Below are 14,034 nucleotides of genomic sequence, written 5' to 3'. Positions count from 1 at the left end.
GTCGCGGAACGGTTCCGCACCGCTTTCGGCCCGGAAGCCCTCAGATCCGGTCGGCGAGCCGGGTGCCCTGCTCGATCGCGCGTTTGGCATCCAGTTCCGCTGCGACATCGGCGCCGCCGATCACGTGGGTCACCACCCCGGCGAGGGTGAGTCCGTCCAGCAGATCACGCACCGATTCCTGCCCCGCGCACACGATGATCGTGTCGACGGCGAGCACCCGGCGCTCGCTGCCGTCCTCGCCGAGACTGATGTGCAGACCGTCGTCGTCGATGCGTTCGTAGCCCACGCCCGAGAGCTCGTGGACACCCTTGTGTTTCAGTGCCGCCCGATGCACCCAGCCACTGGTCTTTCCCAGCCTCGCTCCGATCCGGCCGGCGGTGCGCTGCAGGAGATAGACCTCGCGCGGTGACGGGGACGGTTGCGGGGTGGTCAACGCTCCGGGCGCATCCTCTGCGTCACTGACACCCCATTCTCGTTTCCACTCGGCGAGGTCGGTCGCCGGGGAAGTGGTGTGCGTGAGGAACTCGGAGACATCCACGCCGATGCCGCCTGCGCCGATCACCGCGACCCGCTCACCGATCGGCGCACCGCCGCGCACTGCCTGCGCATAGGTCAGCACACTCGGATGGTCGATGCCGTCGATGGCCGGAACCCGCGGCGTGACACCGGTCGCGACGACGACCTCGTCGAATCCGTCGGTCAGATCTGCGACCGTGGCGCGCGTGTTCAACCGGACGTCGACGCCGGTGAGCTCGAGCTGGCGCGTGTAATACCGCAGGGTCTCGGCGAATTCTTCCTTGCCAGGGATGAGCCGCGCGATGCCGAACTGGCCACCGATCTGCGCGTCCGCTTCGAACAGGCTGACGCGATGTCCGCGTCGCGCGAGGTTCACCGCCGCCGACAGACCTGCGGGGCCTGCGCCGACGACCGCGACGGACTTCCTGCGGCGCGTGGGCGAGAGGAGCAGCTCGGTTTCGCGTCCGGCGCGCGGATTGAGCAGGCACGAGACGTGCTTGTTCACGAATGCGTGATCGAGGCACGCCTGATTGCAGGCGATACAGGTGTTGATCTCGTCGGGGGCACCCGCGGCGGCTTTGCGCACCCAGTCGGGGTCGGCGAGCATCGGCCGCGCGAGCGACACCAGGTCGGCGCGACCGTCGGCGAGGATTTCTTCGGCGGTCTCGGGCATGTTGATGCGGTTCGACGCCGCGACAGGAATGCTCACATGCTTCGCGAGTCTCGCGGTGAAATCCACGAACGCGGCGCGGGGCACGGAGGTGACGATCGTCGGTACCCGCGATTCGTGCCAGCCGATGTCGGTGTTCAGCAGCGTGGCGCCTGCTGCCTCGACTTCCTGTGCGACCGCGACGATCTCGTCCCAGCTCTGACCGCGGTCGACGAGATCTGCCATCGACAGCCGGAAGGAGATCACGAAGTCGGGGCCGACGGTCTCGCGGACCCCGCGGACGATCTCGACGGCAAGGCGGCGACGCTTCTCCGGGGTGCCGCCCCACTCGTCGGTGCGCCGGTTGGTGCGTTCCGCAAGGAACTGGTTGATGAAATACCCTTCCCCGCCCATGATTTCGACTCCGTCGTAGCCGGCCTGCTGTGCGAGCCGGGCACAGCGGACGAACGCGCGGATCTGCCTGCGCACACCCCACGACGTGAGTCGCCTGGGCCGGAACGGATTGATGGGTGCCTTGATCGACGATGCCGAGACGCTCAGCGGCCAGTAGCTGTACCGGCCCGCGTGCAGGATCTGCAGCACGATGCGGCCGCCCTCGGCGTGCACGGCGTCGGTGATCGTGCGGTGCCGTCGGGCCTCGATCCGGTTGGTGAGCTTCGCACCGAACGGCAGCAGCCATCCGGTCCGGGTCGGTGCGTAACCCCCGGTCACGATGAGCGAAACGCCGCCGCGGGCCCGCTCGGCGAAGTAGGCGGCAAGGCGTGCGGTGTTCTTGGCGCGATCCTCGAGCCCGGTGTGCATCGACCCCATGATCACGCGATTGGGCAAGGTGATCGAGCCGAGGTCGAGCGGCGACAGCAAGGTCGGGTAAGAGTCGGTCCCCGTAGTTCGCGTTGTCACGATTGTTCCTGTTCCGAAGGGGGTGTGAGGGCGTCGAGCATGTCCTGGCACCAGTCGCGGAAGCCTTCTTCGACGCGGACGCCGCCGCGCAGCACCAAGTACTGGTGCAGCGCAGGACCGGCGAGCGATGCCGGCGCCGGGAAGTCCCGTTTCTCGATGAGCCGATAGACGTCGAGGCGAGCGTCGTGAGCGTCACGGTGCCGGGTGATCTCCGCGAGCAACTCGGGCATGGTGTCGGGGCGGCCGGCGCGGATCTTGACGGCCAGTTCGCTGCGCAGATGGTCGGGTTCCGACGGTTCGGCGATCCAGCGGTCGAGTTCGGTGTGACCGGCTGCGGCCACGGTGTAGATCTTCTTGTCGGGCCGGCCGTCCTGTGGCACAGTTTCGCAGGTCACCCAGCCGTGTTCCTCCATACGTCGCAGGACCCGGTAGATCTGCTGATGGGTCGCGCTGTGGAAGAACCCGATGGATTTGTCGAAGCGACGAGCCAGCTCGTAGCCGGATCCGGCACGCTCGTCGAGTGAGACGAGCAGCGCGTGTTCGAGTGCCATGAACCTAGTATGCAACCAGGTTCATATGCAATCAAGTGCATTCCCTCGGTGACCCGATCGGCGAGCGCACGACCCTCTACGCTCGACGCGTGAGTTCGGACAAGATGCTGACCCGCATCGGCGGTCTGTTGCGCCAGGCGGAGTCGACCGACAATCCACACGAGGCCGATGCCTTCCTCGCCGCCGCCCAGCGGCTCGCGACCTCCGCCTCGGTCGATCTCGCGGTGGCCCGCGCCCACGCCACCGCCAAGGAACGTCGTGCGACACCGGTCCAGCGACTCATCACCATCGGCGAGGCCGGGAAGAAGGGGCTGCGCACGTATGCGCAGCTGTTCCTCGCGATCGCTGCCGCCAACGACGTGCAGTGCGACATCACCGCCACCTCCACGGTCGTCTACGCGTACGGCTTCACCGACGACATCGACGTGTGCGAAGCCCTCTACTCGTCGCTGCTGGTGCAGATGGTGCGCGCGTCCGATTCCTACCTGCGGTCCGGTACCTACCGGAACGAGACGACAGTGCGGACGGTGGTCGAGCGACGCGGGGGCAGGCAGGTCCGCACGAGGGTACGGAAGCCGGTCGCGGGCGTCACCGCACGCCTGAACTTCCAGTCGGCGTTCGCCGCGCGGATCGGCACACGCCTCGCCGAAGCGAAACAGGACACCGAGCGTGAAGCGGAGAAGTCGGCGCCAGGAACCGCTCTCGTGCTGCGCGGCAAAGAACTCGAGTTGCGCGATTTCTACCGCACGACATCGGAGGCACGAGGAAGCTGGCGGGGGAACCGTGTGGCGGCTCGGTCCACCGATGCGCAACGCGCCGGGGACCGTGCCGGACGTACGGCGCGACTCGGCAACTCGCCCGAGCTGCCACCTGCCGCGAGGAGGCTTGAACGGTGACCAAGGTGCGCGACACACAGAAGACCTCGGTCTACGAGGCGGAGGCGCTCGTACGGCGCATGTTCGATCTCGCGGATGAGCGCGGGCTGCGCACCGTGGAAGTGGCAGGGTCCCACGTCACCCTGCCCGTCGAACGACGTTTCGCATCGCTCGACTCCGCGCAGCAGTACATCGACAAGGTGCTTGCCCTGAACTGGGTGCGTGAGCGTTGGTCGCGCGCAGCACTGCCTGTGCGAGTCCGTGCGCGGTCGGGAAACACCGCGGCGCACTACGAGAGCGACTGCGCCACCATCGCTCTCCCCGTACATCGCGGCAATCAGGCATGGGCGTTCCGCGAACTCGTCGTGCTGCACGAACTGGCCCACCACCTCGACCCGCAGGACCCGGACGATCCGACCGAACCCGCCCACGGGCCCGCGTTCATCGACCGGTTCCTGACGTTGGTCGACGAGATCGTCGGGCCCGAGGCCGCATTCGTGTTGCGCGCGTCGGGGATCGCGGTCCGCGAGTGAACTCGCGTCACATACCGGCGATCTCCACACGCTCGTAGTCGCCGACACCTGCGGCAAGCACCCGCAAGTGGTCGTCCATGGTGCCGAGAGTGTGCTCGATCGCGGTGAGCCGGCTCAGATAGTGCCCGATGGAGTGTTCGGCGGTGACACCGATACCGCCGTGCATCTGCACCGATTCCTGACCGATCTTGCGTGCCGACCGCCCGACCTGCAGCTTCGCACGCGAAGCGATCACCGGGTCGACGATCCCATCGGCCAGCGCCATGGTCGCGTACAGGCTCATGCTCGCCGCCAGTTCGTACTGCACGTACATATCGGCGGCACGGTGTGTCAGGGCCTGGAATGTCGCGAGCGGAACACCGAACTGCTTGCGCTGCTTCAGGTAATCCGCCGTGGCGCGCACTGCTCGATCGATCGCGCCGGTCGCCTCGGCACACAGCACCGCCTGCGCCCGGACCTGCGCGGCGACGATCGCGGCCGACGCGTCGGTGGCCTCACCCAGCGCGACAGCGGCGACGCCGTCGAGCACGATCTGCGCAGCGCGTCGCTCGTCGTTGGTGTGGTACGCCGTGCGGGTGAGGCCGTCGGCCTCGGCGGAGACGACGAACAGGCCCACACCGCCGTCGGGAAGCTGCGCCGACACGATCAGCGTCTGCGCGCAATCACCGTGGAGCACAGGGTTCTTGCGTCCGGTCAGGGTCCAGGCGTCGCCGCTGCGCACAGCGGTGGTGGCCACGGCCGCGGACGGCCAGCGGGTTCCCGGCTCGTCGTGCGCGAACGCCATCAGCAACGCGCCTTCGGACAGGCGCGGCAGTAAATCGTCGCGCTGGTCGTCGCTGCCGACCTCCGCGACGAGTCCGCCCGGCAGGTATACGGCGGCAAGTACCGGCTCGGGTGCCAGGGCCGCGCCGAGTTCGGTCGCGACGGCCATGACCTCGACAGGGCCGGCGCCCATTCCGCCGTGCTTCTCGGGGAACGGCAGGCCGAGCACCCCGAGTTCGGCGAGCTGCTGCCACACCTCGCGGCTCCAGCCGAGCTCGCCCTCGGCGACACTGTTGCGGGTCTCCACGTCGTACGCGCCGGCGAGCAGATCGCGGACGGTCTTGCGGAGCAGGTCCTGTTCGGTATCGAGATCGAAGTTCATGTCCTGGGCCTCACAGTCCGAGAATCGAGGAAGCGATGATCGAACGCTGCACTTCGCTCGACCCGCCGTAGATGGTCACCTTGCGGTTGTTGAGATAGGTCCCGGTGGTGAGCTGCGCCCACTCCGGCGAATCGATGTCGGCGGAACCGGTGGGGAGCGAATCCGGGCCGGCGATGTCGACGAGGAGTTCGGTGGCGGCCTGCTGGAGTTCGGAGCCGCGCATCTTGAGCAGCGACGATGCCGGGTTCGGCTTGCCGTCGGCCGATCCTGCGACGACGCGCAGCTGGGTCAGCTCGAGAGCGATCAGCTCGTTCTCGAGTTCGGCGAGGCGGGCGGCGAACAGTGGGTCCTCGAGGAGCGTGCCCTCACCCAGCCTGGTCGCGGCGGCGAAGCTCTTGGCGCGTGCGAGCTTGACCTTGGTGGCCCCGACTCGGGTGATGCCGATACGTTCGTTGCCGAGCAGGAACTTCGCGTACGACCAGCCGGCGTTCTCGTCGCCCACGAGATTCTCCGCGGGCACCCGCACGTCCTCGAAGAAGACCTCGTTGACCTCGTAGCTGCCGTCGATGAGTTTGATCGGGCGGACGGTGATGCCGGGGGTGTTCATATCGATCAGGAGCATCGAGATGCCGGCCTGCTTCTTGACATCGGGGTTGGTGCGGACGAGGCAGAAGATCCAGTCGGCGTGCTGACCCAGCGTCGTCCAGGTCTTCTGACCGTTGACGATGTAGTCGGCGCCGTCGCGCACCGCGCGGGTCTTGAGCGAGGCGAGGTCGGAGCCGGCTTCGGGCTCGGAGAATCCCTGGCACCACCAGATGTCGAGGTTCGCCGTGGCCGGAAGGAAGCGCTCTTTCATCTCCTGCGACGCGAACTGCGCGAGGACCGGGCCGATCATGGAGGCGTTGAACGGCAGCGGCTCGGGCACCGACGCGAGCTGCATCTCGGTGAGCCAGATGTTGCGCTGCACCGGAGTCCAGTCCTTGCCGCCCCACTCGACGGGCCAGTTCGGGACCGCCAGGCCGTGCGCGTTGAGGATCTGTTGGGCCCGGACGAATTCGTCCTTGCCCAGAGACTTACCGGCCGCGACCTTCTCGCGCAGCTCGGCGGGGAATTCGGTGGTGTAGAAGGTGTGCAGTTCGTCGCGGAACGCGAGCTCCTCGGCGGTGAGTTTCAGATTCATGGGTGGCCCTCTGTCGCGGTTGTGCGGTGGGGAGACCAGCGGAAAGGCTGCTGATCTGTACTCCCGAACCGTAACCTGACACTGTAAGGTTGTCCAGTACGACAACAGGGAGGAGAAGCACATGGCGCGGCCACGCACCCCCATACTGAGCCGGGAACTCATCCGTGAGACGACATTGCGCCTCGTCGACGAACACGGCCTCGACGCCGTGTCCATGCGCAAGATCGCGAACGAACTCGACGTCCGCGCACCCTCGCTGTACAGCCACTACGCCAACAAGGACGAACTGCTCGACGACATCGCCCGCACCGTCGCCGAGAACGTCGACGTGAGCGGATTCGACGACGACGATTGGCAGAACGCCCTGCGTAGCTGGGCACGCTCGTACCGCAACGCCCTTGCCGCACATCCCAACATGGTGCCGTTCCTCGCCTACGGCCCGAGCGACCGACCCGTGGCTCTCGACCGCGCCGATGCCGTGCACGGCGGTCTCACTCGCGCAGGCTGGCCGCCACGGACCGCGACGATGATCGGGGCGTCGATCAAGTACATCGTCGTCGGCTCCGCGATCACGTCGTTCGCCGGTGGGTTCATCGACGACATCGACACCTACAACGAACGCTATCCACACCTGTCTCAGGCGCACCGGCTCCGCGAGTACGCCGCCGAGATCGACGAGGACAGTTTCGAGCTGGTCCTCGGCACGTTCTTGTCGGGTCTCGCCGCGCAATACGCGGCGCTCGAGAAGGGATGACGACGGTCAGGTACGCCGCAACCGCACGAACCTGATCCGGTTCCCCGCCTCACGGAAGTCACTGTCACTGCCGTCGACCTCGAATCCCATCGTCGCGGACAGCTTGACGGCAAGCTTCCGGTGGCGGCGCGCATAATGCGCGAAAAAGTGCGCACCCTCGTCCGGCTCGAGAAATTCCGCAGTGACCGCGACCCGCTCTCGTCGCGACTCGACGCGTGCGTGCGGATCAGCTCGCAGATTGCGATACCAGTCCGACGTGGCTCCGAAGCCGACCGCGACGACGAAACCGTCGTGTGTGTCGTCGTAATCGACGACCTCGAGCACCACATACCGAGGTTTCCCGGTCTTGCGACCCCGGTGCTCGAGGAGAAGAAAATGGCGCCCCAGCAGGAACCCGAGGTGCCACCGATACAACCGGATCGGCGAACGGAAGAGCCGACGCCGGATACCGGTGGGCGGTGCAGCGGGTTCCGTGACGCGCATGTCTTCCACCATGCACCGTCGCGGCGCCCGTGTCGACACGCCGACCCACGTCCTACGGGTTGCGCGCCACAATCACGCATAACTTCGATAAGCATGCAGCACAACGGCGAGTCTCGTCGGGCACGCAACCACCCCCGGTGGTGGCCTGCCATGCTGGGCCTCGCAGCGGCCGTGGCGTTCGTCGCGCACGATCGACTGCTCGGCTTCGACACCTTCTACGGATTGTTCGGCAACACGGTCGACGCCGAGGTCTACCGGTACGGCGGAACAACCGTCCGGACCGCCGAACCGCTGTACGACTTCGTCCTGCACGGCGCGCTGCCGTTCACCTATCCGCCGTTCGCCGCGCTGGCATTCGTGCCCCTGTCGGTCCTCTCCATCCATGGAACGGAAATCGCGCTCAACCTGGCCAATCTCGTGCTCGTGTATCTCGCGGTGTGGTTGTGCTGGCGGCAACTCGGCTACCGGGATTCGGGGCGGACCCGGCTGATCAGCATCTTTCTCGCGGTGCTGTTCACGTGGATCGAACCCGCACGCATGACGATCTGGCTCGGACAGATCAACCTCGTGCTGCTCGTGCTGGTGCTGTGGGATCTCGGGAGGCCCGAGCACTCCCGGCTACGGGGGATCGGGGTCGGGATCGCCGCGGGCCTCAAGCTCACCCCGCTGTTCTTCATCGCGTATCTCGCAACGCTGCGTCAGTGGCGCGCAACGGTCGTGGCCACTGCGACATTCGTCGCCACCGTGCTCCTCGGTTTCGTCGTGATCTTCTCGGACTCCTGGCGATTCTGGACCAGTACCATCATCCGGTCGGAGCGGATCGGGCTGATCTCGTCACCCGCCAACCAGTCGATCCGCGGGATCCTCGCTCGCACCCTGCACACCGAAAATCCCCCGATGTGGTTGTGGCTGCTGTGCGCCGGAATCGTCGGACTCCTCGGGTTGTGGGCGGCATACCTCGCGCATCGCAACGGCAAATACCTCCTGAGCCTGACCGTCGCGGGACTCACAGCCCCGATGGTGGCGCCGTTCTCGTGGGGACATCACTGGGTGTGGGTCATTCCCCTACTCGTGCTGTGCTTGGACCAAACCCTGCGCTGGCGGCGGTGGTGGGGATACCTCCTGCCGTTCGCCGCGGCGATTCCACTGCTGGCGTGGTACCGGTCGTATCCCGACGGCGTGGTGGCTATCGGAATCTTCATGACCCCGGGCACACCGCTGCAGCAAACGGTCCTGCAGGCCACCTACCCGATCGTCTACGCGGTGCTGCTCGTCGTCGTGCTCACGACCAATCGGCGCAGCCGTGCTCGTAGCGAACGGCCCCAGCGGAATCCGGCTGCGGCGCGAACCCGATCCGAATACGGTTGACGCATGACTCGCTCCATTCGCATCGGTCTCCAACTTCAGCCCCAACAACAGCCCGACTACGGGGTCATCCGCGACACGGTGCTCCGCGCCGAGGACGCGGGTGCCGACATCGTCTTCAACTGGGACCACTTCTATCCGCTGTACGGCGATCCCGACGGTGCTCACTTCGAATGCTGGACGATGCTCGGCGCGTGGGCCGAGCAGACCGAACGCGTCGAGATCGGCGCGCTCGTCACCGGCGGCGGCTACCGCAACCCCGACCTGCTCGCCGACATGGCGCGCACCGTCGACCACATCAGCGGCGGTCGCCTCATCCTCGGCATCGGCTCCGGCTGGTTCGAGAAGGATTACGACGAGTACGGCTACGAATTCGGGACCAAGGGGTCGCGGCTCGATCTGCTCGCCGAGTACCTGCCGCGCATCACCTCACGACTCGGCAAGCTGAACCCGCAACCCACCCGGCATATTCCACTGCTCATCGGCGGTGGTGGACCCAAGAAGACGCTGCCCCTGGTCGCGAAGTACGCCGATATCTGGCACAGCTTCGGCGAATTCGAGACCCACACGGAGAAGTCGAAGATCCTCGAGGCGCGATGCGCGGATGTCGGTCGATCACCGTCGGAGATCGAACGGTCGACGCCGTGGCCGGGGCTCGAGAATGTCGCGGCCTACGTCGATGAGGGCATCACCCTGTTCACCGTGAGCGCCGGGGGCCCCGACTACGACCTGACCCAGCTGGTCGAGGCGATCGGGTGGCGCGACGAGAATTCGCCACCCCCGCTGGCAGGTCTGGCGTAGCACGGACGACAGGCTACGCGGCCCGCATCTCCCCGTCACACCAGGTCGGCGTCGTGGACGAGCAGCGCGATCTGGGTCCGGTTGTCGAGTGCGAGCTTGGTGAGGATGCTCGACACGTGGGATTTCACCGTCGTGACGTTCATGGTCAGCGCCGCTGCGATCTCGGCATTGGTGTCCCCGTTCCCGACCCTCACCGCCACCTCGTGCTCACGGGGCGTCAACACCGCCAGCGCCGCGCGTGCGCGCTCGTACGTGCCCGCCTGTACGACAGTGCGCTCCATCAGCCGGCGGGTGATCGCGGGCGACAGGATCGGATCTCCGGCTGCGACACGGGCAACGGCCTCGGCGATCTGCGCCGGCGGAGTGTCCTTCAGCAGAAAGCCTGCAGCGCCGGCGCGAAGCGCGTGCAGGACGTTCTCATCGGTGTCGAAGGTCGTCAGCACGATGACCTCGGGCGGCCGAGGCCGTCCCCGCAACAGTGTCGTGGCGGTGATGCCGTCCACACGGGGCATCTGAAGGTCCATGAGCACCACATCGGGGCGGTGTGCGTCGGTGGCGGTGACGGCTTCGCCCCCGTCTCCCGCTTCTCCGACGACGACGATGTCGCCGACTCCGTCGAGCATCATGGAGAGGCCGGCACGCACGAGGGCGTCGTCGTCTACGAGGACCACACGGATCACGTCGGCAATGGTAGCCGTGCCCTGAGGTGGAACCGGCCGTCGATTCGCTCGTGGTCGAGCCGTCCTCCCGCGAGCCGGACCCGTTCGGTGAGCCCGACCAGGCCCAACCCACTGCCGGGCGCGGCCGGGGTGGTCCCGGGCGCGAGTAGCGCGTTCCGGATCTCGATCTCGAGTTCCGCCCCGGGCAAGCCGCTCAGTGTCACCTCGACCTCGTTCCCGGCTGCGTGCTTGCGCGCGTTCGTGAGTCCTTCCTGGACGATCCGGTACACGGTGCGACCCACCGAAGGCGGCAGATCGCCGGGGAACTCTCCGCACAACGTCACCTGTTGACCGGCCGCGCGGGTCTCTTCGATCAGCGCCTCCAGGTCCGCCGCAGTCGGGCCGGGGCCGCTCGATGCTGCCGCATCGTCTTCGCGCAGTAGCACGATCACCTGTCGCAGCTCCTCCAACGCCTGGTGTACCCCGGAACGAACCACCCCGGCGGCCAGCGCGACCTTCTCAGGCGACGCGTCAGGCCGGAATTCCAGCGCACCCGCGTGCGTAGCAACCAGCGACAGACGGTTGGCGAGGACATCGTGCATCTCCCGGGCCAGGCCCCGCCGCTCCGCCGCTCGGGCCTCGGCGACGAGGCGGCCCTGCTCGGCCTCCGCGCGGCGGGCGCGCTCCCGCAACGACATCACCAGATCGCGGTGTGACCGGGCCAGCGTGCCCCAACCCAGCAGCGCGAGGTAGGCGACCGTCACCAGGATCGCCCACCAGTCGAAGCCGAGGGCCGGTACGGGGTTCCGAACCCACTGGAGCAGATGCGCCGCGATCCCGGCGACCGCGACAGCCACAGCCGTGCCGAACCGCGTGCGCCACGCGACCTGGAGAGCCCCCACCGTCGCTGCGGTGGTAGCGATGGGCGAGAACGCCGCGAGGACGGTCGCGGCGAGGGCCCCGGCCACCGGCCGCCACAGTTGCAGCATCGCCGCGGCCAGGCCGAGGACCGCGACGGCGAAGTCCAACGGTCCCGGATCAGGTTGCGACCACAGTGTCAGTGCGGTCAGCACGCCGACTCCGGTTGCCATACCGATCAGTTCGCGGGGGCGGGGATTTCGGCGCTCGATCACGGGGCGATGCTATCCACGGATCGACCGGTTCCGTCACCTACGAAAGTAGGAGGCGCCCCGGCCTCGCGGCCGATGTGGCAGGGCTCGCACACGTACGACACTGACCGGCATGAGCATCCCTTTCGGCTACCTGATCGGACTCGCCGTCCTCGCGATCCCCGCCGTGCCCGTTCCGCGCCTCCGCGAAGGCGCAGGCACCGTGGTCTTCCTCCTGTGCATGGTCGTCAACGAACTGCCGTTCCTCGCGATCGCCGGTTTCGCCGCCAGCACTGCTCTCGCATACTCCGAGGGCGACCTCACCTCACCGCTCACCGTCGCTGCCGCCGTCGTCGCCGCGGCGTGCATCGGGCTGATCACGTGGAAGGGGATACGTACCCAGCGGGTCCTCCGAGACGCACTGGGCGACATCATCGTCACCCGTCGTGTCTCGTACTTGCGACTCCTACTGCATCCCTTCCCCTTCCGACCACGATCGGTCGAGCGGACCGCGAATATCGCCTACGGCACGGCGGGCAAGCGCAATCTGATGGACGTCTACCGGCACCGCTCGCACCCCACCGGTGCCCCCGTCCTCATCCACTTCCACGGTGGCTATTACGCCATGGGCCGCAAGAACACCCAATCCCGGCCGATGCTCCACCACCTCGCCTCCCGAGGTTGGGTGTGCATCAGCGCGAACTACCGGCTGCGCCCCGAGGCCGGTTTCGAGGACCACTTGATCGACGCCAAGCGTGTCATCGCCTGGGTCCGCGAGCACGGCCACGAGTGGGGCGCCGACCCCGACCGGATCGTCCTCACCGGCTCGTCCGCCGGTGCCCACATGTCGACGATGGCAGGCTTCACTCAGGGCAGGTCGGAGTACCAGCCGGGCTTCGAGGAGGTCGACACCTCGGTATCGGCAGTCGTCGGTCTCGGCGGCTACTACGGCCCGTACTTCGGTCGCGGCGACGACACCGATCCGTTCGCCCAGGCCCACGCGGATGCGCCCCCGGTCATGATCGTTCACGGCGACCACGATTCCCTCGTCCACATTTCCATCGCCCGCGCCTTCGCGAAGCGGCTGCGCGAGGTCTCGTGCCGGACGGTCTACGCGGAACTGCCCGGCGCCCACCACGGCTTCGACGTGTTCCACTCGCCCCGTTTCGACGCGGTCGTCGATTCGGTCGAGGCCTTCGCGACCCGGGCCTGGTCTCAGGCCCCGGGGCAGGCCACACGGTGAGCCGTCGCGTCGGGCACGGTGTGCCTCGTACGATCGGAACTGCATGCCAGATGTACCGACGCTTCCACCGTGCACCGCCGGCGACTGGGACAACGCTCGCCGGCGGCGGCGCCTGCGCGACACGAGGACAGGTCACAGCTGGCGCCGGTTCGGCCGGGCACGCCGGTTCCTCGCGCGCACCGCGATCGCCACGGTGCCGCTCATTGCCCTCTACACCCAGTACTGGCATTTCGACGTCGCACCCATGCGGGAGCAACTCGCCGAGACGCAGCCGCGCATCCATCACATCTACGACGCGCAGGATGCCGACGGCCGCGACACCGCCGTCGTCGACCTCGTCGGACTGGGCAATCTCGACGCCACAGACACCGCGAGGGCGCTGCCCGCGCTGAGCGGCCTCGGGGACGTGTGGGCAGTCGAGTACGACAACTCCGGTCTCGACACCGCCGTGGTGAGCCGTCTCGTCGCCGCACGCGCCGAGACCTTGGGCATCGACTCGGTGATCCTCACCGGCCACAGCATGGGTGGGATCATCGCGCTCGAGGTCGCCGAGCATCTGTATCAGGACACACCGCTCGAGGTGCTCGGGGTGATCCTCGACTGCACACCGATCGACCTGCACGCCGTGCGCGCAGACAGCCGCGATGCGGGCGAAGAGCTGCTCCGGTGGATCGGCTGGATCCCCGGTGCCCGTGAAAGCCGGATCATGCGGATGACCATCGAGATCGCGGCACGCCAGCACAGGTTCGTCCTTCCGTCGGATCGTTGGTACCGACGCATCGACGGCTCCGAATTCCTCGACGTCGTCGATGAGGTCCTGAAGGACAAGATCCTGTCGACCGACTCCGCGAGCAACGGTCTGATCGAATCGCAGTTCCGGGCGATCGTCGCATCCGGTGCCTCCGACAGCCTGCGGGTGCTCGCCACCGAGCAGGACGACAAGGTGCGACCGGCGATCGTGTTCGTGCGGCCACGGCACGCGCTGAACGACCAGGTCGTGGACGTCGAGTACACACAGCAGGCCCTCGTCGAACACTCCGGCGGTGTCGACGGCACCCTGCTGGTCGCAAAGATCGATCACACCGGTCACGCGAATCCGATCCAGGCACCCGAGGCCTACGACAACGCGATCACCGACCGGGTCGAACCGTTCATCGATCTACGCCCTGGAGAGAACCTCGGCAGCGACAACGACGGCGACACCGGCACGACAACCGGGCCGTCCGTCGGTCCGTGACTTTCTACGGCACC

At 67.2% G+C, this 14,034-nt stretch carries 14 protein-coding genes; 7 read left to right on the top strand and 7 right to left on the bottom strand.

What is annotated here, in order from left to right; all coding sequences use genetic code 11:
- Positions 1-40 precede the first annotated feature (40 nt).
- Positions 41-2,086 carry an NADPH-dependent 2,4-dienoyl-CoA reductase gene (locus tag ACZ46K_RS05010; RefSeq protein WP_464746983.1) on the bottom strand — a complete coding sequence of 682 codons (2,046 nt, stop codon included), beginning with the start codon at positions 2,084-2,086 and terminating at the stop codon, positions 41-43.
- Positions 2,083-2,637, bottom strand: a complete 555-nt coding sequence (locus tag ACZ46K_RS05005; protein ID WP_054806011.1) for a PadR family transcriptional regulator — start codon at positions 2,635-2,637, stop codon at positions 2,083-2,085. The genes ACZ46K_RS05010 and ACZ46K_RS05005 overlap by 4 nt, the downstream gene beginning before the upstream one ends.
- A gap of 89 nt (positions 2,638-2,726) precedes the next feature.
- Between ACZ46K_RS05005 and ACZ46K_RS05000 the strand changes: the two genes are divergently transcribed.
- Together ACZ46K_RS05000 and ACZ46K_RS04995 are read left to right on the top strand one after the other, a co-directional pair.
- On the top strand, positions 2,727-3,533 hold the full coding sequence (locus ACZ46K_RS05000) for a DUF2786 domain-containing protein (RefSeq protein WP_054806013.1): 807 nt from the start codon (positions 2,727-2,729) through the stop codon (positions 3,531-3,533).
- The gene (locus tag ACZ46K_RS04995) at positions 3,530-4,045 is read left to right on the top strand and encodes a TIGR04338 family metallohydrolase (protein ID WP_054810022.1); all 516 of its coding nucleotides are present in this window, start codon (positions 3,530-3,532) and stop codon (positions 4,043-4,045) included. Before ACZ46K_RS05000 ends, ACZ46K_RS04995 begins: the two co-directional genes overlap by 4 nt.
- A gap of 7 nt (positions 4,046-4,052) precedes the next feature.
- Here ACZ46K_RS04995 and ACZ46K_RS04990 read toward each other — a convergent pair whose 3' ends face one another.
- Both ACZ46K_RS04990 and ACZ46K_RS04985 read right to left on the bottom strand, forming a co-directional pair.
- On the bottom strand, positions 4,053-5,189 hold the full coding sequence (locus ACZ46K_RS04990; RefSeq protein ID WP_464746981.1) for an acyl-CoA dehydrogenase family protein: 1,137 nt from the start codon (positions 5,187-5,189) through the stop codon (positions 4,053-4,055).
- Positions 5,190-5,199: 10 nt separating this feature from the next.
- A complete protein-coding gene (locus ACZ46K_RS04985; RefSeq protein ID WP_054810589.1) occupies positions 5,200-6,369 on the bottom strand; it encodes an acyl-CoA dehydrogenase family protein in 1,170 nt (389 codons plus the stop codon).
- Between the two features lie 121 nt (positions 6,370-6,490).
- Between ACZ46K_RS04985 and ACZ46K_RS04980 the strand changes: the two genes are divergently transcribed.
- Positions 6,491-7,123 carry a TetR/AcrR family transcriptional regulator gene (locus tag ACZ46K_RS04980; RefSeq protein WP_054807294.1) on the top strand — a complete coding sequence of 211 codons (633 nt, stop codon included), beginning with the start codon at positions 6,491-6,493 and terminating at the stop codon, positions 7,121-7,123.
- Between the two features lie 6 nt (positions 7,124-7,129).
- On the opposite strand, the gene ACZ46K_RS04975 is transcribed toward ACZ46K_RS04980, so the two are convergent.
- Positions 7,130-7,606, bottom strand: a complete 477-nt coding sequence (locus tag ACZ46K_RS04975; RefSeq protein WP_464746978.1) for a nitroreductase family deazaflavin-dependent oxidoreductase — start codon at positions 7,604-7,606, stop codon at positions 7,130-7,132.
- Between the two features lie 93 nt (positions 7,607-7,699).
- On the opposite strand from ACZ46K_RS04975, the gene ACZ46K_RS04970 reads away from it, so the two are divergent.
- On the top strand, positions 7,700-8,974 hold the full coding sequence (locus ACZ46K_RS04970; RefSeq protein ID WP_464746976.1) for a glycosyltransferase 87 family protein: 1,275 nt from the start codon (positions 7,700-7,702) through the stop codon (positions 8,972-8,974).
- A 3-nt stretch (positions 8,975-8,977) separates the two neighbouring features.
- Positions 8,978-9,772 carry an LLM class F420-dependent oxidoreductase gene (locus tag ACZ46K_RS04965; protein ID WP_054807292.1) on the top strand — a complete coding sequence of 265 codons (795 nt, stop codon included), beginning with the start codon at positions 8,978-8,980 and terminating at the stop codon, positions 9,770-9,772.
- A gap of 35 nt (positions 9,773-9,807) precedes the next feature.
- Here the strand turns inward: ACZ46K_RS04965 and ACZ46K_RS04960 are convergent, their stop codons facing one another.
- Positions 9,808-10,452 (bottom strand): response regulator transcription factor, encoded by a 645-nt coding sequence (locus ACZ46K_RS04960; protein WP_464746974.1) that lies wholly within the window; start codon positions 10,450-10,452, stop codon positions 9,808-9,810.
- Positions 10,449-11,564: a sensor histidine kinase gene (locus ACZ46K_RS04955; protein ID WP_464746972.1), complete on the bottom strand. Its 1,116-nt coding sequence runs from the start codon at positions 11,562-11,564 to the stop codon at positions 10,449-10,451. The genes ACZ46K_RS04960 and ACZ46K_RS04955 overlap by 4 nt, the downstream gene beginning before the upstream one ends.
- Before the next feature lie 109 nt (positions 11,565-11,673).
- Between ACZ46K_RS04955 and ACZ46K_RS04950 the strand changes: the two genes are divergently transcribed.
- Entirely contained in the window at positions 11,674-12,783 is a 1,110-nt protein-coding gene (locus ACZ46K_RS04950; RefSeq protein ID WP_054807807.1) for an alpha/beta hydrolase, read from the top strand.
- 43 nt (positions 12,784-12,826) lie between these two features.
- The gene (locus ACZ46K_RS04945; RefSeq protein ID WP_464746970.1) at positions 12,827-14,020 is read left to right on the top strand and encodes an alpha/beta fold hydrolase; all 1,194 of its coding nucleotides are present in this window, start codon (positions 12,827-12,829) and stop codon (positions 14,018-14,020) included.
- Positions 14,021-14,034 lie beyond the last annotated feature (14 nt).

It is taken from the genome of Rhodococcus sp. JCM 9793 (genome assembly GCF_055380405.1).
Note: the sequence above shows the minus strand (reverse complement) of the source record. Positions and strands in the feature narration are given on the sequence as shown.